This is a genomic window from Listeria aquatica, assembly GCF_014223975.1.
GTDB lineage: Bacteria > Bacillota > Bacilli > Lactobacillales > Listeriaceae > Listeria > Listeria aquatica.
On sequence record NZ_JAARRM010000001.1, the window covers coordinates 336,787 to 358,916 of the forward strand.

Consider the following 22,130-nt stretch of genomic DNA (forward strand, 5'->3'; position numbering starts at 1 on the left):
AAGCAATGCATGAACAAATAGATTTAAAAAAAGTACTAGTAGCAGTTAAGGGGAATTTTGTGTATATTCTTGTGATTATTTTTCTTTTTGTAGGGATGATGTTTGTATATTTAACTTATTTTACAACACCAATTTATCAGAAAAACACTCAAATCCTTGTAAACCAATCTGAGAAAAAAGCCTCTAATGGTCTTGAAGCACAAACGGTTCAAGCTGATTTACAGTTGGTCAACACTTATAGCACGATCATTACCAGTCCTAGAATTTTGGAAAAAGTTGGGAAAAAAATGAACTACAAATATGATGTACAAGAACTTGCAGATATGATTAAAGTTAACAATACAACTAATTCACAACTCATTGATATCAGTGTTGATTACGAGGATCCATTAGTTGCTAGCAAAATAGCTAATTTGACAGCACAAATTTTTACAGAAGATATACAAAAAAATTATGAATATTGATAATGTTACAATTATTTCTCCGTCTTCATATACAGGTGAAGAAACACCGATTAGACCACAAAAAGCTCTAATGCTTTTGCTTTCTTTCTTTTTAGGGCTTGTAGTAGCTTTTTTGTTTATTGTAATTAAAATGTTTTTCGAACGGACATTTACTTCAATAAAGGAGATTGAAGAATTGCTAGGGTTACCAATATTAGGAGAAGTGAGTACATTTCAAAAAGAAGAACTCTATCTAACTGAAAAAGAAGATTTACTAAGGAAGTGAAGCCATTTTTTATGAAAAAGAACGAAGGAAAGTCACTTAAGCAAGAGAAGGAGAAAGCTGCTATAGAAGAGCAGTTTAGATTAATTCGTGCAAGTATTGATTTGACAAATAGTGAGCAAAAAAAACAAGTTATCTTAATTACCTCACCAGAAAGTGGTACAGGGAAATCAACAATTGCATCACACCTTGCAGTTTGTTACGCGAAAAAGGGTGAGCGTACACTTTTAATTGATGCTGATTTACGGAAACCGACGATTCATAAGCATTTTTCGGTTAGTCGCTATATCGGGCTTACAAATATTATCACAGAACAAAGCTCTGTAACGAACTGTCTACAGGAAGTCAACCAAGATGGCTATTCGTTATCTATTCTAACCGGTGGCCCAAGTCCACTTAATCCAAGTGAATTACTCTCTTCTAAAAATATGGAACAGCTAGTGAATCAATTGAGACGGATCTTTGACGTTATAATCTTAGACACGCCTCCAGTAACAATGGTTTCTGATGCACTTGTGTTAACTGATCTATCGGATGGTGTTGTTTTGACCTTTCGCTATCATCAGACAGTGAAAGAAAAGGCACAGGCAGCGGCTGGAAAACTTAAACTCTCGAAAGCTAGACTACTCGGTGTGATATTTAACGGTACTAAAAATGTGAAGCATTATTATTACTAAGGAGAGATAGAGATGAATTTGGTAAAGGCAGATATGAAGCTTTTTCCTAAAGAAACTAGATATATAAGATGGAAAAGACCGATGGGAAGAGGCTTGAGTATTATCGGGTTGTTCATTCTTGCTCCTGTTTTTTGTATTATTGCAATGGCTATTAAAATCTCTGAAAAAGAGGCACCTGTTGTATTTAAGCAAAAGCGTGTTGGTAGAGATGGACAGTTATTTGAAATCTATAAATTCCGAACAATGTGTGTAGATGCAGAACAGCAACTTGACCAGTATTTAGAGCAAAATGAAGCGGGGAGAGCTATGTTTAAGTTGAAAAAAGATCCTCGAATAACAACGATTGGACGTTTTTTACGAAAAATGAGTTTAGATGAATTACCACAATTGTGGAATGTGGCAAAGGGGGAAATGGCACTTATTGGTCCTCGCCCTGCACTACCGCGTGAAGTGGAAACATATACTTCCTATGAAAAAAAGCGGTTGCTTGTAACACCAGGATGTACAGGGCTTTGGCAAGTAAGTGGCCGAAGTGAACTTGGATTTGATGAGATGATTGAACTGGATCTAGCGTATATTCATCATTGTTCATTTAAGTTGGATATGAAAATTATAGCTAAAACATTTTTTGTGATTTTAAAGGCTAAAGGAGCTTACTGATGAAAGAAGGAAGAAGGTTTAATTTTCTAGGAACTTACCTAGATCCACTTAATATGCAAGAAACACTGGCAAGAATTGAACGATTAATTTTGAATCGGAAACCTAGTCAACACGTTGCAATGAATGCCTGGAAAGTTAATCTATTACAAAAAGATATTAAGTTAAGGCGCATTATCAATCATTCCGCATTGATCAGTGCAGATGGTCAAGCTATTGTGTGGGCAGCGAAATTTTTGGGCTATGATATTCCAGAACGAGTTGCTGGGATTGATTTGTTTCAAGAGCTTGTCCGACTTTCTGCTGAAAAAGGCTGGCGTGTTTATTATTTTGGGGGAGAACAGGCAATTGTTCAAAAGGTTATATGTGAGCATCAAAAATTGTATCCAAATCTTCAAATAGCCGGATTTCGAAATGGTTACTTTGAAGAGCGAGATTCTGTAAAAATTGCTTCGGAAATTCATGAAAGCAATGCGGATATCTTATTTGTTGGTTTTTCAAGCCCCAAAAAAGAATTTTGGATCCATACTTATTTTGAAATACTCCAAGTTCCGTTTGTGATGGGGGTCGGGGGAAGTTTTGATGTGGTTGCTGGAAAAACAAAACGTGCACCGCTTGTTATGCAAAAAACTGGACTTGAGTGGCTTTATCGTTTCTTGCAAGAGCCAAAACGGATGGCTAAACGGTATTTAATTGGTAATTTGCATTTCTTTCATTTAGTTGTGAAAGAGAAGTGGCGAATAGAAAGAGAAAAAACATGAAAAAAGAGTGGCCGCTCCATGTTCATATTTTTATTCTTTTCATTTGGGTTTTTCCAGTAGTAGACTTTTTAAATGGAATTTTCCTCACGTCAGGATACAGTATTCCGGTAGGCATATTATATCGATTTTGTTTTTTCTTTTTTTTACTTTATGTAGTTGTTACTGGCCCCTTTGTAAAATCAAAATTCACAATGCTTATTTCTCTTTTCATTTTGGGAAATGCTTCTATTTTTTTAATCCAAGGTATTGTTTTACAAAATGCACTAGTGTGGCTTGTTAAAGATGCTATTGTCTTTGTGAAGTACTTTTTATGGGCATTAATTCCTTACTATTTTTTTCAATATAAAAAAATTTTTAAGGAAGTGAATATTGAGGCACTGTTTTTATGGATTAGTTCTCTTTTTACAATCGAACTTATTATTCCTTATTTTTTAGGGATAGGCTATCAAACATATGGTTATTCGGATGCCGGATATAAGGGCTTTTTTTTTGCAAATAATGATACCTCCCTTGCTTTTATGGTTTCGATTACCTTTACAGCACAGGCGCTGTTATCTAATTTACAGAAAACATGGAATCTCCGTGTACTTTTTCTGACACTTTTGTTATTTGGAAATTTGTTTTCACTGTTGCTCCTTGGAACTAAAACGGGAATTGTTTATGGCGTCTTGGTTTATCTGTTTTTAATGTTTTATTTATTATTTAAAGCTCGATATCCAACGGCGCTTTATAAAATCACAATTTGGCTGATTAGTTTTTTTAGTTGTAGTTGGATCGTATTGTTTGGTTTTCGCTATATTATCGATCTGATACAAGGTACTTATGAACGGATTGTTTATTTTTACTACCTTTACGATGGGAATTTGCTTCTTCTTTTAACCAGTTCTCGAAGTCATTTTTTAGAAAGCGGCTGGCACTTTTTTTTAAGTGATAAACATGCCATATTTACGTTGTTTTTTGGGCAAGGCTTTGAATATAGGCTTGAACATTTTGAGCGTTTAGGACTTATTGAGATGGATTTTTTTGATGCTCTTTTTGGGCTAGGGATTTTTGGAGTTATCCTTTTACTTCTTTTATTGGGCCATTTTATCTTTAAGGCATTTCAATCTAGTAAACGCTCCATTTACAGTGTGGCTATTATTATTATGATTGGTTACAGTTTTTTTGCCGGACACGTGCTATTCTCCGCACTGTCTTCTACCCTTTTAGGTCTTGTTTGTGGAGGAATGATTTTACAAGAGAAGGAATGAACAGATTTTGAAAACTTTATTAATTCGTTTTAGCCAGTTTTCACTTGGGGCCATCGGTTCGGCCTTATTAAATTTAATTTTGCTTCCAGTTACAACTTATTTTTTAACTCCTGCAGAGTATGGGAAAATCAGTATGTTTTTCTTAGCGCAAACATTACTCACTTATATGATCTATTTAGGTTTTGATCAGGCCTTTACAAGAGAATTTCACGAATATCCAGTTAAACAAGTTTTATTAAAGCAGGCGATGCGAATCCCATTAATTGGTTCCATATTATTGATCATTATTGTAGGTTTGTCGGCTCGGCCAATTTCGTTTTTGCTGTTTGCGGATTCTAGCTATACTTTGGCTGTTGAATTATTAGCATTTTCTAGTTTGTTTCTTATCTTCGAACGTTTTATTTTATTATTTTTACGAATGCAAAATCAAGCTGGTCGATTTTCTGTTTATAGTATCGCTACGAAGCTAATGATTCTAATTGGCACTCTTTTGGCACTGTTTATAGGAGAAAAAACCTTTATTACAGTAGTTTATGGAATGCTTTTTGGTCAGATTGCAGGAGATATTCTCCTTATTGTGATGCATATTAAGCTATTTCGGGGAGTGAAGGCAGCATGGAATTTTGTTTTCATTAGGAAACTTGCTAAATTTGGATTTCCCGTTGCAGTTGGCACTTTTTTATATAGCCTACTTATTATTCTTGATAAGGTGTTTTTGAGAATGTTTTCTGGGTTTCATGAACTTGGAATTTATACGGCTGCTTTTAAAGTAGCTAGTGCCCTAATGATTTTACAAGTGAGTTTTGCTAACTTTTGGATACCTACAGCTTATGAATGGTTTCAGGAAAAAAAGCCGATTTCTTATTATGAAAAGGTAAGCCATTTTGTCATGTTAACCATTTCAATTGCCTTTTTGGGTTTGCTTTTTTTCAAAAAATGGTTTATTTGGATTCTTTCACCAGCCTTTTTAGATGCGCAGTATATTTTTCCCCTGCTCACTTTTTATCCACTCATGATGACGGTTAGCGAGACAACAAACCTAGGAATTGCTTTTTCTAAGCGGAGCTGGTTGAACATCTATGTTTCACTCATTGCTGTTTTTGTTACAGTTGCTTGTCACTTTTTGTTAATTCCAACTTACGGAGCACTCGGAGCGGCAATTGCGACTGGAACAGGTTATATTTTTTTCTTCCTAACACGTACCTATTTTTCTATGAGAAATTGGGAAGGGTTTTCTGTGAAACGACATGTTTTTACAACACTCGTATTATATGCATTGGCTCTTAATAGTGCATTTTTTAGGGAGATATGGTTAGAGAAAATTTTTATTCTGATAGTGCTAGTTTGGTTGTTCTTTTTATATAGAAATGAATGGCGAATAATTTTGAAATTGGCGAGGAAAGGTTTGAAAATATGAATATTTTGATGGTAGGACCGGATTCAAATGAAAAGGGGGGCATAGCGACAGTTATTTCTAATTTTAAAAATTATTTTAACGAGCCGGACATCCGGCTTTTCTTTTTAAGTTCTTGGACGAAAAGGAAAAAATGGCGAACAGAATGGTTGGCTTACATTCAAATTCGAAAATTGATTCATGAGAAACAAATTGATTTAGTTCATTTTCATGTAGCACAAAAGGGAAGTTTTTTTCGTAAAGCTTTTCTTGCAAGACTTGTTCCTAAATATTGTCGTGTCATCTTTCATATGCATGCTTCGAAGTTTGACATTTTTTATAAAGAAAGCTCAAGTATCATAAAATGGTGGATTCGACATACTTTTGATCAACTGGATGGAGTGGTTGCGCTAAGTGAAAATTGGGCAGCTTTTTATGGGAATTTGACCCAAACTCCCATCTCAGTGATTCAAAATGCGGTGAAAGTTCCTGAAAAATCGCTTTTTAATCCGGAAGCATCCAATATCATTACGTTAGGTCGTGTTGGAAAGCGAAAAGGGAGCTTCGATTTACTTGAAATTGCGAAGGAGATCCATCCATTTTTCCCAGAAATTCAGTTTATTCTTTATGGGGATGGTGCTACAGAAAAACTTGCAAAAGAAATTCAAGAGAAGAATATAAAAAATGTATCATTAGGTGGGTGGATAACCTTGGAAGAGCAGAGTAGCGTCTTAGAAAATGCCATTCTTCATTTTTTACCTTCCTATTTTGAAGGTCTGCCAATGTCAATTTTAGAAACAATGGGAGCTGGGATTCCAAATCTAACAACTAAAGTAGGAGGGATCCCCGAAGCTATCCAATCAGGGAAAAACGGTTTGTTAGTAGCACCGGGCGATTTAAATGGAATGTTTGAGAAATTATTATTCTTTTTAAGCATACCTACTTTTCAAAAAAATTTGAGTCAAGAAGCTCGTAACACAATTCAGAAGGACTTTTCAATTAAAACCTACCATGAAAAATGGAGATTGCTATACAAAAACTTAAAATGATGAAATTCTTGATTTGTTTTAAAGCATCCGGGTAAATATCAAATGAGAAGTTGCTTTTTTGATGAAAAGAGGTATAATAATTGGTATAGACCGATTAAATTTAGGAGGCTTATAATTATGGCAATAAAAGTAATAACAAATGCAACCATTTATACTGGCAAATTGGTACTCGAAAATGCTTATATTCGCTTTGATAAAGAAATTTTAGAAGTTGGTCAAATGGTGAACTTTAAAGCAGAGAAAAGCGAAGAAGTTATTGATGCCAAGGGTCAAACAATCGTACCTGGTTTTATTGATGTTCACTCGCATGGTGGATATGGACATGACGCAATGGACGCCGATCCAGAAGGTTTGAAAAAACAAGTTCGTGGGATGCTTCGCGAAGGCATTACTACTTATTTCCCGACAACGATGACTCAGTCAAAAGAAAATATCGAAAAAGCCTTACGCGTTATTAATGAAGTAGCAAAAGAAGAGCCTCTTATTGGTGGGATTCACTTGGAAGGACCATTTGTGTCCACTGTCTTCAAAGGTGCCCAACCGGAAGAATACATCATGGCACCAGATTTGGAACTTTTTAAGAAATGGTTTGAAATTTCAGGTGGACTTATTAAACTCGTAACTTATGCGCCAGAACATGAAACTTCACCTGCATTTGAAAATTTATGCTATGAACTTGGTGTTGTACCAAGCATTGGGCACTCAAATGATGTGCGGGAACATTTAAAAACAAGTAAGGCAACCCATGCAACACACCTTTATAATGCTTGTCATAGAATGACACACCGTGAACCTGGAGTTCCTGGACATGTGCTTTTAGAAGATGGTATTGAAGCAGAATTAATTGTCGATGGTATCCATGTAAATCGTGATATGGTCAAATTGGCGTATAAAATGAAAGGTGCACATGGCATCTCACTTATTACAGATTCAATGAGGGCTAAAGGAATGCCTGAAGGAAAATCAGAACTTGGTGGTCAAACTGTGATCGTGAAGGATAAGCAAGCTCGTCTAGAAGATGGAACACTTGCTGGAAGTGTTTTAACTTATGATGATGCTTTCCGTAACATGATTGAATTCACAGGATGTACGCTTGAGGAAGCGGTCTTGATGAGTTCTGTAAACCAAGCAACGGAATTTGGACTTACTTCAAAAGGAAGTCTTGAAGCAGGAAAAGATGCTGACTTCAATATTTTAGATCAAGATTTACAAATTACGGCTACGTATTCATACGGCCAAAAATATGTGTGAAATGAGAGGAAAAACGATATGCAACTTATTAAAGTAGAAGATAAACTAAGCGGTTCAAAAGAGGGACTTAAAATTATTGAATCTGCCATTAAAGCTCAGAAAGTGAGCACACTTGGTCTCGCAACTGGGAGCACACCGGAAACGCTTTATGCAGAATTCATTAAAAGCGATATAGATACAAGCGAAATTACAACTGTTAACTTAGATGAATATGTAGGTCTTGCAGCAGACGACCCAAACAGTTATCATTACTATATGAATGATTTGCTTTTCTCGAAAAAGAAATTTAAGGAAAGCTATTTACCTGATGGCCTTGCAAAAGATGCAGAAGCAGAATGCAATCGCTATGAAGCTATTTTGAACGAACATCCAGTTGATATTCAAATTCTTGGAATCGGAACAAATGGACATATCGGCTTTAATGAACCGGGAACATCATTTGATTCGTTGACGCATAAAGTGCTTCTTACAGAATCAACACGTGAAGCAAATAAAATTTATTTTGAAAAAGAAGAAGATGTGCCGACACATGCCTATTCGATGGGGATTAAATCCATTTTGAATGCTAAAAAAATTATCTTGCTTGCTTTTGGGAAAAGCAAGGCGGAAGCGATTAAAGCGACGGTAAATGGACCGATCACAGAAGATTGTCCTGCTTCTGCACTTCAAAACCACCCAGATGTAACTATTATTGTAGATAATGAGGCGGCTTCACTTCTATAAAAAATGAGGGCTGAAAAATGATCGATAAAAAATCAGGAATTCCAATTTACATGCAAATTCAGGCAGATATTAAGCAAAAAATTGAGGTGGGAACTTGGGAAATTGGTTCGTCTATTCCTGCTGAAAGACAACTCGCTGAAATGTTTCATGTAAGTCGGATGACTGTACGCCAAGCGATTCAAGGCTTAGTAGATGATGGGATTTTGCAACGTCGTATCGGGGCAGGCACTTTCATCGCTGAAAAGAAGTTAACTGAACGACTGGAAGCGGTGACGAGTTTCACTAATTTAATGCTTCAAGAAGGAAAAATCCCTTCAACACGTATTGTATCTTATGGGATCCGTCCAGCAAGTGTCCAAGAGCAGGATGCGTTAAACCTCAGTGGAAATAGTAATGTTATGAAAATTGAGAGGATTCGTTACGGGGATCAAATTCCCATTTTGTATGAAGTAGCAGCCATTCCAGAGCAAATTGCTTCGCTCCTGACAAAAGAGGATATCATGGATTCACTGTATAATGCTATTGAAACGAAACTCGGACGGAAAATCGGCGATGCTGAGCAAGTGATGGAAGCTGCGCTTGTTTCTGAAAAAGTAGCGCCATTTTTAGATGTGAAATTAGGCTCACCGGTTATGAAGCTACGCCAAATCACAGCGCTTGATGATGGTCGACCATTTGAATTTACACGCTCACAATATGTGGGAAGTCGTTTTCAGTTTGTTGCCAAAGTTAAACAATAATTTTTCAATAAAAAACGCCAAAACCATGAAGGTTTTGGCGTTTTTCGTTAATCTAAGTTTTTTTCTAGTTCATCGTGTAGACGAGCACGTTCAGAATCTGAAACATTGAAGTACCAAGGTCCACCAGAATCTCGACCACCTTCTCCTTTAACTTGTAGGTTCTCTACATTTGAGAGGGCACCACGGTAATTTTTAGCAATTCGTGTGATATCAGTCATTGTAAAGTCTGTCTCGATGTTATCACCAATTGCATTTAAAATCCCATCAAATCGCCAAATAATACCGGTGCTAAGTGCTTTTTCAGCAATCGCAGACATCACTTGTTGTTGCCGCTTTTGACGACCAAAGTCACCTTCTGAGTCAGATTTCCGAATTCGAACGTAAGTTAAGGCATCCTCACCGTTTAAGCTGATCTTGCCTTTTTTGAAGGATTTTCCTTTTAAACTCAATCCTTCTTTTTCATTCGTTACTTCAATACCGCCAACCGCATCTACAAGGTCACGAAATCCTTCCATGTTGATCTTAATATAGTAGTTGAATGGAATACCATTTAAAAATTGAGTAGCTGTGGCATCCGCCATTTTTACTCCACCATAGGCATAAGCAGCATTGATCTTATGTGGGTTGGAATCGTATCCAGGGATAAGTGTTTTTGTATCACGCGGGACACTGAGCATTTGGATTTTGTTTGTTTTCCCATTTACAGTAGCTGCAATTAATGTATCAGAACGCCCTTTGTCGCCTTCCCGTTCATCGACCCCGAGAATTAAAACAGAGAACGGTTGTTTCTTATCAAGTGCAACACCCGTATTTTCCTTTCCACTGATAGGTGAATGAATTTTATCAAAGGTTGAAGTCGTTTTCCAGTAAGCAAAGCCCAAATAGCCGACAATCAGCAAAATAATTACAAGTAATACGAGCAGAAAGATTTTAAGGCCTTTTCTTTTCTTTTTACGTTTTCTTTTTTCAGTCCGCAAATTTGTCATCCTTTCCTGCATATTTACATTACCATTTTATACTACTTTGACTCATTCGTCAGCAATTTACAAAAAATCGTTAAAAAATAGACACAAATTTTTCAAGAAGTATTTAATCTTAAAGAATTTTTAAAAGAACAGACAAGAAACAGGATTTTCATTGTTTTTCATTTTGAAAGAAAGTATAATTAACTATTGAATAAAGCTATAGAAAAAAAGGAGGGCCTCCCCTTGATTTTACCCATATTAATTATTTGTCTTCTGGCTTCTTTGATTTTAACACCGTTTATCCGGCAAGCAGCCCTTTATTTTGATGTGACGGATAAACCAGATAAAAGACGGGTAAACGTGAAACCAATACCAAGTCTTGGCGGATTAGCCATTTATATAAGTTTTAGTATAGGTCTTTTTCTACTTCCAATTGATAAAACGATTCTTTGGCCCATTTTTATTTCTGGAACAGTGATGATGTTTACTGGATTTATTGATGACTTATTTGAAATCAAAGCCAGATATAAGCTTTTAGGTCAAGTTTTAGCAGCTTTCATCATTGTTTTCTGGGGCGGTATTACGATCGAATTTATTAATTTACCCTTTGGTGGCGAACTACATTTTGGGATTTTTAGTATTCCGCTTACGATTTTGTGGATTGTTGCCATTTCGAATGCCATAAATTTAATTGATGGACTAGACGGATTGGCTGCGGGCGTCTCTACGATTGCGCTTATTACCATTCTTGGTATGGCTTTTATCATGTCAGACCCAGTTGTGATCATGATTTCTGCACTTTTAATTGCCGCAACACTTGGCTTTCTTCCGTTTAACTTTAATCCAGCTAAAATTTTCATGGGAGATACAGGAGCACTTTTCTTAGGGTTTTTAATTTCCATACTTTCTGTGATGGGCTTTAAGAATGTTACTTTTATTTCACTCATTGTTCCCATTTTAATTCTTGGTGTTCCGATTTCTGATACAATCATTGCAATCATTCGTCGTATAGTTACGAAACAGCCGCTTGCCATGGCAGATAAATCACATATTCACCATCAATTGATGGGATTAGGATTCACCCATCGTCAAACCGTGATTTTAATTTATGCGATTTCCGCACTTTTTTCCCTTTTTTCTTTTCTTTTCACGATGTCGACGGTTTGGGGTTCCGTTTTACTTATGGCTATTTTATTGTTGCTTGTAGAGGTTTTGATTGAATCACTTGGTTTAATCGGACAAAATTATAAACCCATTATGAAACTTTTACGAATTGAATCTGATTCATCAGACAAAGAAAAAAATGAATAACTGAAAGGCCTGGTTAGTTTTAAACCGGGCTTTTTTTCTTGAGAGATATTGATGCAAGGCGTAAGTTGTGATACATTATTTCAGTAAGCCTAAAGGAGAAATGAGGAAAATTAAATGGAAATTATTGCGACAGCAGAATCAGCACTGCAAGCCGAAAATTTGCTTCGCACAGGAATTGATACGCTTTATGTGGGAAACAGTCGTTTTGGACTTCGACTACCTACTTCGTTTAGCCTTGCTGAACTAGAAGAACTAACGAAACTCGCACATGCGTATCAAAAGGAGATTTTAGTTCCTGTTAACGGACTCATGCATAATGAGCATTTCGATGAGCTACCTGAATTTTTAAAGGCGCTTGCGGAAATGAAGGTGGATAAAATTGCTTGCGGAGATCCCGGGGTTATTTTAACACTAGAAGAACTTGAACTTGACTTGCCTTATGTGTATGATGCGCAAACTTTTGTAACAAGTGCTGAACAAATTGATTTTTGGGTGAAACAAGGAGCGATTGGAGCTGTTCTTGCTCGGGAATTAACGAGACCTGAGTTGTTTGAAATCAGTCAAAAGCTTGATTCACCAGTGGAAGTGCTTGTTTACGGACCAACTTGTATTCATCAGTCCAAACGTAAACTTGTGACAAACTATTATCACATTGTGGAGCTGGATGAAGATGCAAGCAAGGAACGTGGTCTTTATCTCCGTGAACCAAACGATTCGGACAGTATGATGCCAATTTATGAAGACGAAAATGGGACGCATATTTTTAGCTCCGAAGACATTTCGATGATGCCGTATTTGCAAGAACTTTTTGATGCGGGATTAACGACTTGGAAATTGGATGGGATTTTATTGCACGGAGCAGATTTTGTTGCAATTGCTAAATTATTTGTAAAGGCAAGGAAAGCGCTTGAAAGTGGGAATTTTGTTGCGGAAACTTTTGTGAATCATTTAGCAGAACTTGTGCCAAGTACACGAAATATGAATGCTGGATTTTATCTTAAAGATCCAGGAGAGGTCAAGTAAGGGGGAGACATAACAGTGAAAACAATCACGAAAAAACCTGAGGTGCTTGCGCCGGCAGGAAATTTAGAGAAATTGAAAATCGCCATTCGCTACGGAGCGGATGCTGTTTATATTGGCGGACAGGCTTTTGGGCTTCGTTCGCGTGCAGGTAATTTTAGCTACGAAGAAATGATTGAAGGTGTTGCATTTGCCCACAAGCATGATGCTAAAGTGTATGTAGCTGCCAACATGGTTGCACATGAAGGGGATACAGAAGGTGCGGGTGAATTCTTTTTAACATTACGTGATATTGGAATTGATGCGGTCATTGTGTCGGATCCTGCTCTTATTCAAATTTGTTTTGATAGCGCGCCAGGACTTCCAGTGCATCTGTCGACACAAGCCTCTGCGACCAACTACAAGACGCTTGAATTTTGGAAAAAACGTGGGCTTGAACGGGTCGTTTTGGCTCGTGAAGTGAGCATGGAAGAAATTCGTGAGATTGGTGAAAAAACGGATATCGAAATGGAAGCTTTCATTCATGGAGCGATGTGTATTTCTTATTCAGGACGTTGTACGCTTTCGAACCACATGGCAAACCGAGATGCCAATAGAGGCGGCTGCGCACAGAGTTGTCGTTGGAAATATGATTTATTTGAAATGGACCGGGGTGTGGCACAGAACTTAGTGGATGAAGATGAAGAACCATTCTCGATGAGTGCAGTTGATTTATCCATGATCCGTTATATTCCCGATATGGTAGACGCGGGTGTTGATAGCTTGAAAATAGAAGGCCGCATGAAATCAATTCACTATGTATCTACAGTTGCTAGTCTTTACCGCAAAGTGGTTGATGCCTATTGCGCGGATCCGGAGAACTTTGAATTTGATCCAGCTTGGGAAGATGAACTTTGGAAAGTCGCACAAAGAGAACTTTCAACTGGTTTCTTTTACCGGGAGCCAACGGAAGATGAGCAGCTTTTTGGGAAAACAAGAAAAATTCCTCAATATGCTTTTGCAGCACAAGTACTAGCTTACGACCCGGACTCGAAAATAGCGACGCTTCAACAACGAAATAATTTCGGTGTGGGAGATGAAATCGAATTTTACGGTCCAAGCGATACTGGATTTAAGCAAGTTGTGCGAGAAATTTGGAACGAAGACGGTGAATCAATTGATCGTGCGAAAAATGCTATGATGACAGTTAAAATGGTTGTCGATGAACCGGTTAAACCGTTTTATTTTATGCGTAAGAAAAAATAAGAAAAAAAGGAATCCCTTTCTTGAGGGATTCCTTTTTTCATAAAGAAACAGCCGAAGCTGAATTCGGCTGTTTTAATGTTTGACGTATTGCCAAAGCACATCACCATTTTTCAAATGAATCGGAGACACTTTTTGCTGCAGACGCCACTTTTTCATTTGTCGTTCAATTTGACAAGTTGGTACATCATAAAACTGTGCCATGGCTTCAACAGAAGTAAGTTTAACTTCCGCTATATAATCTTCCATTTCTGGTTTTTGGGGCTCGGGAAAATGATTTAAGAGTTCAGAAAGAATATGCACATAAACATCATAACGATGGAGCCCGCTGATTTTAAGTCCGGCTTCTTCAATATTTCGGTTAAAGAAGACGATTGTTGGATTTTCAGTAATATCCATTTCTCGTGCCACTTTTTGATCCCCAACATATGCACGTTTTGCAATACTCGAAGAAAAATCCTTTTTGAATTCAGCTAAGTCAAGTCCAACTTCTTCGGCTTTGTCAAAAAGAACGGATTCATTTGAAAGATCTTCACCGTACACAAAATAAGCTTCTTGAATCTTACGTAAAAAAGCAATACCGAGATTTTTCCCTTGCATTTCGGCGGCTTTAACAGCGAGACAAGAAACATAAGATTGATGTGCCTGTTCTTGCTGTTCTTTTAGCGGAATACCATCCGCCGCGCGCTTTTTCCTGCACATAAAAGTTTGTAAGTTATTGTGGAGAATATATCGTAACTTGAAGTAGTTTCCATATTCCATCTCAAGGCGTCTGATGTTTGATTCCAACTCAAAACAATCGTGACAAGCAGGATCGAAAAAGAGATAAATCTCAATCGGTTTACTGTTGGCGACAGATTTATAATAAAGATTTCGATTGATCATTTTAATCACCTGATTTTTTATTTCTAATCTTATTTATCTATATCTAGATCCTAATGAAATTCTATAGAAGTATAGTTGTAAAAGAAGGATACAATATAGTATCTATTTCTATTTTATCAGCGTCAACTCCATTTAACAAATAATTGCAACTTGAGATACCAATTCTTCTAAAAAAGTGCTCAAGAGGAGCACTTTTTTAGAGATGTTACGCATCTTTATTTTGGTAGACGTGTTTGTAAAAACGTTCGATCTTATTCGGCGCTTCTTCTTGGTGGATTTCGTGTTTTTCAAGGAGCTTATAAAAAATTTTTTCGCCTTCTTCATAATCTTTTACTTCATATTCTAAGTCAAAATCCGTTATGCCACCGTATAAATTTTTGTCAAAAACGAGGAGCCCATCTTGATAAGGTTTTTCAGCTCGAATCGTTGTAAGTGCACCAAACATTTCTAGATCGTTGTAATCGATGCCTAGCTTTTCAAGCAAATTTCGAACGGAACCTGTTGGAATGTTGGATCCATTTAAAATTGCTTCAGCTTGGTCACTTCCAAGGATCTGTGTGGTTTCAAGCAAACCTTTTCCCTCTGGCGTTTTTAAGGTGAGTTCATATTGATCAGACCGTTTGCGAATTCTTAAGGCACTCTGCCCGTTCTTGAGCGCAAAAGCTCTTGTATCTAGGTAATAGTTAGTTTGTTCGAAAAAATCTTCTTCTTTTAGGCGGAATAAGTCAATTAAATAATGGTATTCTTGTTCAGTTAGCATATTGCGAAATTCAATTTCGAGTTCTTGCAAACGAAGCGCCTCCTTTTTCATAAAACATTCTTTGTTTCATAGTAGCATGAAAAAATAAAAAATACGAAGAAAGTGATGACTGCCGAACTGGAACGAAATGTGATAAAATAAGTGAGGTAGAAAATGTAAATTTTATTTGAGGTGAGTTTTTGTGAGTCATTGGGAAGATTTCTTAACACCTTATAAGCAAGCGGTTGAAGAGTTGAAAATAAAGCTTAAGGGGATGCGAGGGCAATTTCAACTTGAAAATAATCATTCACCGATTGAATTTGTAACTGGTCGTGTGAAACCAATTGCGAGTATTTTGGATAAAGCCAATCAAAAAAATATTCCGCTTGACCATTTGGCGGAAGAAATGCAAGATATTGCCGGACTTAGAATGATGTGTCAGTTTGTGGATGATATTGAGACGGTAGTTCAGTTGCTACGCCAAAGACGCGACTTTCATATTGTCGAAGAGCGTGACTATATTGCAAACAAAAAACCAAGCGGTTATCGTTCCTATCATGTTGTGATTGAATATCCAGTTGAAACGATTCAAGGCGAACAGAAAATTTTAGTCGAGATTCAAATTCGAACACTAGCCATGAATTTTTGGGCAACAATTGAGCATTCACTCAACTATAAATATCAAGGAGAATTTCCAGAAACGATGAATAAACGTTTGAAACGGGCAGCAGAAGCCGCTTTTCAACTAGATGAAGAAATGAGCCAAATTCGTGAAGAAATTCAAGAAGCGCAAGTTTTCTTTTCTGAAAATAAAATCGCACAAAAAGGAGAATCTTTAAGGAGCTCAGAGGTTCCGAAAAAATAGCTGGCGGATAAAGGAGGAAATACTTTGAAGTATGTCATCACGTCTAAGGGGGATGAAAAGTCCAATTTGCTAAAGCTCTCGATGATCGCGGAGTTTGGAGCCTATGAAGATATGATTTATGATGAAGCGGAGCCTGAGATTGTCATCTCTATTGGTGGAGATGGAACACTTCTTGCTGCATTCCATGAATATCAGGAACGGCTTTCTGAAACAGCCTTTGTGGGGATTCATACGGGGCATCTTGGTTTTTATGCGGACTGGCGCCCGCACGAAGCGGAACAGCTAGTCTCAAAAATTGCTAAGGGGAAATTTGAACGCGTTAGTTATCCTCTTTTAAAAACAACGATTTATTATAATACTGGGAAAAAGAAAGATGAATATTTGGCGCTCAATGAATCAACCATTAAAAGTTCAGGTGGCCCATTTGTTGTCGATGTCGTAATTAACAGTACTCAATTTGAACGATTTCGTGGGGATGGGCTCTGTATGTCAACACCGAGTGGGACAACGGCTTACAATAAATCACTGGGTGGGGCTTTAATTCATCCCTCTGTGAAATCTATGCAACTCACGGAGATGGCTTCGATCAATAACCGAGTGTACCGGACGATTAGTAGCCCACTAATTTTTCCAACACATCACCGCGTGCATTTAAAACCAGTAGATGATCGTGATTTTCAAATTTCGATTGATCATCTTAGCATTTTGCACCGAGATGTCCATGAAATCATTTATGAAATTTCAGACAAAGAGATTCAGTTTGCTCGGTTGCGCTCATTTCCTTTTTGGCACCGAGTGCATGATTCCTTTATTGAAGACTAGGAGGAAGACGTGTTTTTAGAATGGATTGCAGAAGAAAAGGATAGCGATTTACTACTTAGAACTTTTCTTCGTCACAAGCATATTTCAAAGCAGTTACTTGCATCAGTCAAATATAACGAAACAGGAAAAATTGAAGTGAACGGCAAGGAAGAGAACGTTTTATACCGGATAAGGTGTGGAGATAAAGTGCGCGTTACTTTTCCCCCTGAGAAAGAAAACGCCCAATTAATTGCTGAACACGATCAGTTAAATATCCTTTACGAAGATGATTTCATTATCGTTTTAAATAAAAAAGCAGGAATGGCTTCTATCCCTGCACAGTTCCACCCAAGCGGTTCTGTTGCGAATCACCTAAAAGGCTATTATGAAACAAAAGGCATCTCTTCTGCGATTCATATTGTCACGCGACTCGATCGCGATACATCTGGTCTCATGCTTGTCGCTAAAACGCGCTTTGCCCATGCGAGACTTAGTGAAACGCTTCAAAGAGGACTCTTAAAGCGTCGCTACCGGGCGCTTGTATCCGGGAGGCTTCAAGCCAGTCATGGGAGCATCGAAGCGCCAATTGGGCGCAAAAGTGATCTCAGCATCATGGAACGTATCGTGACAGCAGATGGGAAATATGCCAAAACTAATTTTAAACGGCGAGCTCGGTATACGAATTTTGATGATGTTGAAATTGAACTTGAGACGGGGAGGACGCACCAAATTCGTGTCCATTTTTCGCATATTGGACATCCTTTGCTCGGAGATGATATGTATGGTGGAAGCTTAGATTTAATGTCCCGTCAGGCACTGCATTCTTGTCATCTACATTTGGTTCATCCGTTTACAGAAGAGTATCTGGAGTTTAACATTCCACTTCCAGATGATATTTTGTCGGTTATCAAACAAAGTAAGAAAGAAATAGATTGAAAAAAAAGGGCTGTCATGTGAAAATAGAAAGGGCAATCCGAAAATAGGAGGAGAAACAAAAATGAATTTGACATTAGCTGGAAAAACTTATGTTGTAATGGGAGTAGCAAACAAGAGAAGTATTGCTTGGTCCATTGCGAAGTCATTAAATGAAGCGGGAGCAGATTTAGTTTTTACATATGCAGATGATCGCGCGAAAAAAAGCATTGATGAATTAAAAACGTCGCTCAACGAAAATAATCATGAGGCACCTGTTGTTCAGTGTGATGTAAACGATGAAGAAGGCATCAAGAAGGCTTTTGAAACGATTAAATCCGCAAAAGGAAAGATTAGCGGACTTGCACATTGCATCGCGTTTGCGAACAAGGAATACTTGACTGGTGACTATTTAGAAGTGGACCGCGAAAGCTTTTTACAAGCACATGAAGTAAGTTCTTATTCGTTCACTGCTGTTGCTCGGACATTGAAACATTTAGATATGCTAACAGAAGATGCAAGTATACTAACACTTACTTACCTTGGTGGAGAGCGAGTTGTTGAAAACTATAACATTATGGGTGTAGCGAAAGCTTCGCTTGATGCCTCTGTAAAATATTTGGCGATGGATCTTGGAAAAGTAGGGGTTCGCGTCAATGCGATCTCTGCAGGCCCAATTCGGACGCTTTCTGCAAGAGGAGTAAGTAGCTTTACAAAATCACTTTCGATTGTGGAAGAAAAAGCACCTTTACAACGTTCTACAAATCCTGATGAAGTGGGAGACACCGCTTTATTCTTGTTTAGCCCACTTTCACGTGGTATTACAGGCGAAATGATTCACGTGGATAATGGCTACCATATCATTGGCTTCTAAAGTCAAAAAAAGCTCTAAGCATCTGCTTAGAGCTTTTTTTAACATGTGTAAACACGCAAGCTTTTTTGCTTTTTAAGGACGAACTTTGTGCTTGCCCGGTAAAATGAAATGTAAGAAAAAACTGATGATAGCAAGGAGGAGCATGCTCCAAAAAACAAGATGGAGTCCTTGATATAAAATATCACGTAGGGGTGAGATTAACTCTGCCGCCACTTTTCCTGAAGTTTTCGGACTGATAAGTAGATTTAAATTGCTGCGATTCAGTCCGTCAAGACTAGCGGCCCCAAACTGTTTGGCAAGAATGGAATTAAAAATCGTTCCGAGGATTGCAACGCCAATCGTTTGACCAACTGTCCGAAACAAAGTGTTCGATGCTGTTGCAATACCTGTTTGGTGTTTTGGAACAGCATCTTGAACAGTAACAGTGGTAGTTGTGAAAATGACGCCAAATCCAAAGCCCATTAACGCACTGTTTAAATAAAAGTAAAGGTCCCCCGTGTCTTTTGGAAAGAGTGCCAAAATGATGCCGCTTGCGATTGTAAAAAGAATTCCAATACCAACCGTTCGGCGGTTTCCGATTTGAGTGAGCCACTTACCACCAAGAAATGAACCGAAAATCCAAGTGACAGATAGCGGGGCAATCATAAGACCAGCAATCGTTGCTCCGTGGCCAAGCATGCCCTGCGCCCACATTGGAATGTAGACATTAATTCCAATTAGAAAAGCGCTGATGAAAAAACCAATCAAATTGCCTATCAACACTACGGGGTTCTTGAAAAGAACAAAAGGCATAATCGGGTCTTTTGCTCGTTTTTCTACAAAGTAAAAGCTTGCAAATAAAACGATTGCGAGTACAAAGAGAATGAGCACAAGAGGCTCTGTCCACTGCAATGTTTCCCCAGCGCGTTGTAAACCGAATAGTAGCACTAAAAGAGCGATTGTAAAAATAGTGGCCCCAAGGTAATCAATCGGCAAGCGTTGTTTTTCAATGTCTTCTTTTAAGTAAAGCCAAATCAAGGCGATGGTCACGATGCCAACGGGAACGTTGATAAAGAAAATCCAGTGCCAAGAAAGTTGATCCACTAGAAAGCCACCTAAAAGTGGTCCAAAAACCCCGGCGATTCCCCAAGCTGATCCCATGAAACCAAGCACTCGAGCCCGCTTTTCAAATGGATAAACATCGGCAATGATTGTCATAGTAGAAGGCAAAATTCCTCCTGCGCCTATTCCCTGAATCGCTCTAAAAATAATTAATTGTTCCATGTTTTGGGCGAAACCACATAACACAGAGCCAATGATAAAAATAAGTGTTGCAATCACAAAAATAAGCTTCCTGCCGTAAATGTCGGATAGCTTACCGTAAATCGGTACAGTGACGGCGGAAGTAAGCAAATAGACAGAAAATATCCAGTTCATTAGTTCAATGCCATTTAACTGGCTCACAATCGTTGGAATCGCTGTGCTTACGATAGTTCCTTCGATAGCTGCCATAAAAGTAGCGACGAAAACGGCAAGTGTGACAGCTTTCACTTTAGTTTGTTCCAAAACCTTACCTCCCTCTATCTCTATATCTCAAGGCATTATAGCACAAAACAGTCATATTTTGAATCACTCGAAGCACTTTTTTATGCCTTCTATGCGTATTTTCGCTATAATGAGAAGGTGAAGGAGGCGAAGCACGTGACTTATCAACCAAATACAAAAGAAACGATGCAACTGATTCAAATTTTAACTGAAATTCCTAGCCCTACAGGAAATACAACGGTCATTATTCAAAAAATTGCCGAATATTTGGAGCGCTTGAATGTAACGTATACTAAAAACCACAAAGGGGGCTTGATTGCCACTTTGCCGGGAGAAAACAAGGCTAAGCACAGAATGCTTACGGCGCACGTGGATACACTTGGGGCGATGGTAAAAGAAATTAAAGCTGATGGTAGGCTACGGCTTTCACTTATTGGCGGTTTCCGTTTTAATGCGATCGAAGGCGAATATTGCCGAATTGAAACAAGTTCTCGGAAAACTTACTCGGGAACGATTTTAATGCATCAAACGTCGGTTCACGTTTACAAGGATGCAGGAACGGCAGAGCGAAATGAGCGCAACATGGAAGTGCGGATTGATGCACGAGTGTCAAGTGCCGAGGATGTCAAGAAACTAGGGATTGGCGTTGGCGATTTTGTTTCGTTTGATGCGCGTACTGAAATTGTGGAAGACGAATTTATTAAGTCACGCCATTTAGATGATAAGGCAAGTGTTGGCATGCTGCTACGCCTAATTGAGCATATTCAAAAAGAAAAACTCTCCCTTCCTTATACCACACATTTTTTGATTTCGAATAATGAGGAAATTGGTTACGGGGGGAATTCTAATATTCCAGAAGAAACAGTGGAATATTTAGCTGTTGATATGGGCGCACTTGGTGACGGACAATCTTCCGACGAGTACACGGTTTCGATTTGTGCGAAAGACGGATCTGGCCCTTATCATTACGGGTTACGTAAACACCTAGTTGCACTTGCGGAAAAAGAAGAGATAGCTTATAAAGTGGATATTTATCCGTACTATAGTTCAGATGCGAGCGCCGCCATTCATGCTGGGAATGATATTATTCATGGACTTTTAGGTGCTGGGATTGATGCGAGTCATGCTTACGAAAGAACGCATAAAGATTCACTTTACAATACAGAGAAGTTGCTTTATCATTATTTATTCTCAGAAATGGTGGAAGAATAAAGAAGGAGATGGCGAAAAATGAATGTTCATGATTTTAAAGAAACGACCATGGCAGGTGAAGAAATAACGCTTGACACGTTTAAGGGCAAGGTTCTTTTGATTGTCAATACGGCGAGCAAATGTGGTTTAACACCTCAACTTGAAGGACTTGAGAAACTTTATGAGACCTATCAAAAAGAAGGACTCGAAATTCTTGGTTTCCCGTGCAACCAGTTTTTACGGCAAGATCCAGGAACGAATGAAGAGATCTTAGCATTTTGTGAACGAAATTATGGCGTCACGTTTCCGATGTTCCAAAAAATTAAAGTGAACGGGAAAGAAGCGGATCCTCTCTATAAGTATTTGGTGAAGGAAACTGGTGGCAAGAAAATTGAATGGAACTTCGCCAAATTTTTAGTAGACCGGGATGGGAATATTGTTGAACGTTTCTCTTCAAAAACGAAGCCAGAAGCGATTGAAGCAACTATCCAAACGGCGCTAGCAAAGTAATGAAGAAGGATTTTTCTAATGCGACTAATTGATTTTAGTCGTATTTTTTTGGTTTCAGTTATGA

24 protein-coding genes are annotated in these 22,130 nt (G+C 38.1%); 20 read left to right on the top strand and 4 right to left on the bottom strand.

Annotated elements, in window-relative coordinates; genetic code table 11:
* Positions 1–5 precede the first annotated feature (5 nt).
* From HB912_RS13165 to HB912_RS01730, 11 genes are all read left to right on the top strand, one after another.
* Positions 6–464 (top strand): YveK family protein, encoded by a 459-nt coding sequence (locus HB912_RS13165; RefSeq protein ID WP_244964405.1) that lies wholly within the window; start codon positions 6–8, stop codon positions 462–464.
* Entirely contained in the window at positions 454–729 is a 276-nt protein-coding gene (locus HB912_RS13170; protein ID WP_244964406.1) for a YveK family protein, read from the top strand. Before HB912_RS13165 ends, HB912_RS13170 begins: the two co-directional genes overlap by 11 nt.
* An 11-nt stretch (positions 730–740) precedes the next feature.
* On the top strand, positions 741–1,403 hold the full coding sequence (locus HB912_RS01690; RefSeq protein WP_185371933.1) for a CpsD/CapB family tyrosine-protein kinase: 663 nt from the start codon (positions 741–743) through the stop codon (positions 1,401–1,403).
* A 12-nt stretch (positions 1,404–1,415) separates the two neighbouring features.
* The gene (locus HB912_RS01695) at positions 1,416–2,063 is read left to right on the top strand and encodes a sugar transferase (RefSeq protein WP_185371934.1); all 648 of its coding nucleotides are present in this window, start codon (positions 1,416–1,418) and stop codon (positions 2,061–2,063) included.
* Positions 2,063–2,821 (top strand): WecB/TagA/CpsF family glycosyltransferase, encoded by a 759-nt coding sequence (locus HB912_RS01700; protein WP_185371935.1) that lies wholly within the window; start codon positions 2,063–2,065, stop codon positions 2,819–2,821. The genes HB912_RS01695 and HB912_RS01700 overlap by 1 nt, the downstream gene beginning before the upstream one ends.
* The gene (locus tag HB912_RS01705; RefSeq protein ID WP_185371936.1) at positions 2,818–4,071 is read left to right on the top strand and encodes an O-antigen ligase family protein; all 1,254 of its coding nucleotides are present in this window, start codon (positions 2,818–2,820) and stop codon (positions 4,069–4,071) included. The genes HB912_RS01700 and HB912_RS01705 overlap by 4 nt, the downstream gene beginning before the upstream one ends.
* 7 nt (positions 4,072–4,078) lie before the next feature.
* The gene (locus tag HB912_RS01710) at positions 4,079–5,488 is read left to right on the top strand and encodes a lipopolysaccharide biosynthesis protein (RefSeq protein ID WP_185371937.1); all 1,410 of its coding nucleotides are present in this window, start codon (positions 4,079–4,081) and stop codon (positions 5,486–5,488) included.
* Positions 5,485–6,513 carry a glycosyltransferase family 4 protein gene (locus HB912_RS01715; protein WP_185371938.1) on the top strand — a complete coding sequence of 343 codons (1,029 nt, stop codon included), beginning with the start codon at positions 5,485–5,487 and terminating at the stop codon, positions 6,511–6,513. Before HB912_RS01710 ends, HB912_RS01715 begins: the two co-directional genes overlap by 4 nt.
* Positions 6,514–6,630: 117 nt before the next feature.
* Positions 6,631–7,764, top strand: a complete 1,134-nt coding sequence (gene nagA / locus HB912_RS01720) for an N-acetylglucosamine-6-phosphate deacetylase (RefSeq protein WP_185371939.1) — start codon at positions 6,631–6,633, stop codon at positions 7,762–7,764.
* Between the two features lie 18 nt (positions 7,765–7,782).
* Complete coding sequence (locus tag HB912_RS01725) at positions 7,783–8,487, top strand: glucosamine-6-phosphate deaminase (protein WP_036072062.1); 705 nt, start codon at positions 7,783–7,785, stop codon at positions 8,485–8,487.
* Positions 8,488–8,504: 17 nt separating this feature from the next.
* Positions 8,505–9,227 (top strand): GntR family transcriptional regulator, encoded by a 723-nt coding sequence (locus HB912_RS01730; RefSeq protein WP_185371940.1) that lies wholly within the window; start codon positions 8,505–8,507, stop codon positions 9,225–9,227.
* A 47-nt stretch (positions 9,228–9,274) separates the two neighbouring features.
* Here the strand turns inward: HB912_RS01730 and HB912_RS01735 are convergent, their stop codons facing one another.
* A complete protein-coding gene (locus HB912_RS01735; protein WP_185371941.1) occupies positions 9,275–10,213 on the bottom strand; it encodes an LCP family glycopolymer transferase in 939 nt (312 codons plus the stop codon).
* Positions 10,214–10,435: 222 nt separating this feature from the next.
* On the opposite strand from HB912_RS01735, the gene HB912_RS01740 reads away from it, so the two are divergent.
* The 3 genes from HB912_RS01740 (at position 10,436) to HB912_RS01750 (ending at position 13,768) form a co-directional block, all read left to right on the top strand.
* Complete coding sequence (locus HB912_RS01740) at positions 10,436–11,503, top strand: MraY family glycosyltransferase (protein ID WP_185371942.1); 1,068 nt, start codon at positions 10,436–10,438, stop codon at positions 11,501–11,503.
* Positions 11,504–11,617: 114 nt separating this feature from the next.
* Positions 11,618–12,526 carry a peptidase U32 family protein gene (locus HB912_RS01745; RefSeq protein ID WP_185371943.1) on the top strand — a complete coding sequence of 303 codons (909 nt, stop codon included), beginning with the start codon at positions 11,618–11,620 and terminating at the stop codon, positions 12,524–12,526.
* Between the two features lie 15 nt (positions 12,527–12,541).
* Positions 12,542–13,768 (top strand): U32 family peptidase C-terminal domain-containing protein, encoded by a 1,227-nt coding sequence (locus tag HB912_RS01750; protein ID WP_185371944.1) that lies wholly within the window; start codon positions 12,542–12,544, stop codon positions 13,766–13,768.
* 72 nt (positions 13,769–13,840) lie between these two features.
* Here the strand turns inward: HB912_RS01750 and yjbH are convergent, their stop codons facing one another.
* Both yjbH and HB912_RS01760 read right to left on the bottom strand, forming a co-directional pair.
* The gene (gene yjbH, locus HB912_RS01755) at positions 13,841–14,650 is read right to left on the bottom strand and encodes a protease adaptor protein YjbH (RefSeq protein ID WP_185371945.1); all 810 of its coding nucleotides are present in this window, start codon (positions 14,648–14,650) and stop codon (positions 13,841–13,843) included.
* A gap of 205 nt (positions 14,651–14,855) precedes the next feature.
* Positions 14,856–15,461 (bottom strand): CYTH domain-containing protein, encoded by a 606-nt coding sequence (locus tag HB912_RS01760; RefSeq protein WP_185371946.1) that lies wholly within the window; start codon positions 15,459–15,461, stop codon positions 14,856–14,858.
* A gap of 130 nt (positions 15,462–15,591) precedes the next feature.
* On the opposite strand from HB912_RS01760, the gene yjbM reads away from it, so the two are divergent.
* The 4 genes from yjbM (at position 15,592) to fabI (ending at position 18,841) form a co-directional block, all read left to right on the top strand.
* Positions 15,592–16,254: a GTP diphosphokinase gene (gene yjbM, locus HB912_RS01765; RefSeq protein WP_185371947.1), complete on the top strand. Its 663-nt coding sequence runs from the start codon at positions 15,592–15,594 to the stop codon at positions 16,252–16,254.
* Positions 16,255–16,278: 24 nt separating this feature from the next.
* Complete coding sequence (locus HB912_RS01770) at positions 16,279–17,076, top strand: NAD kinase (RefSeq protein WP_036072050.1); 798 nt, start codon at positions 16,279–16,281, stop codon at positions 17,074–17,076.
* Positions 17,077–17,085: 9 nt separating this feature from the next.
* The gene (locus tag HB912_RS01775; RefSeq protein ID WP_185371948.1) at positions 17,086–17,991 is read left to right on the top strand and encodes an RluA family pseudouridine synthase; all 906 of its coding nucleotides are present in this window, start codon (positions 17,086–17,088) and stop codon (positions 17,989–17,991) included.
* Between the two features lie 61 nt (positions 17,992–18,052).
* Positions 18,053–18,841: an enoyl-ACP reductase FabI gene (gene fabI, locus HB912_RS01780; protein WP_185371949.1), complete on the top strand. Its 789-nt coding sequence runs from the start codon at positions 18,053–18,055 to the stop codon at positions 18,839–18,841.
* 72 nt (positions 18,842–18,913) lie between these two features.
* On the opposite strand, the gene HB912_RS01785 is transcribed toward fabI, so the two are convergent.
* Positions 18,914–20,386, bottom strand: a complete 1,473-nt coding sequence (locus tag HB912_RS01785) for an LM6179_1298 family efflux MFS transporter (RefSeq protein WP_185371950.1) — start codon at positions 20,384–20,386, stop codon at positions 18,914–18,916.
* 135 nt (positions 20,387–20,521) lie between these two features.
* On the opposite strand from HB912_RS01785, the gene HB912_RS01790 reads away from it, so the two are divergent.
* A complete protein-coding gene (locus HB912_RS01790) occupies positions 20,522–21,577 on the top strand; it encodes a M20/M25/M40 family metallo-hydrolase (protein WP_185371951.1) in 1,056 nt (351 codons plus the stop codon).
* 18 nt (positions 21,578–21,595) lie between these two features.
* The gene (locus HB912_RS01795; protein ID WP_185371952.1) at positions 21,596–22,066 is read left to right on the top strand and encodes a glutathione peroxidase; all 471 of its coding nucleotides are present in this window, start codon (positions 21,596–21,598) and stop codon (positions 22,064–22,066) included.
* Positions 22,067–22,130: the final 64 nt, after the last annotated feature.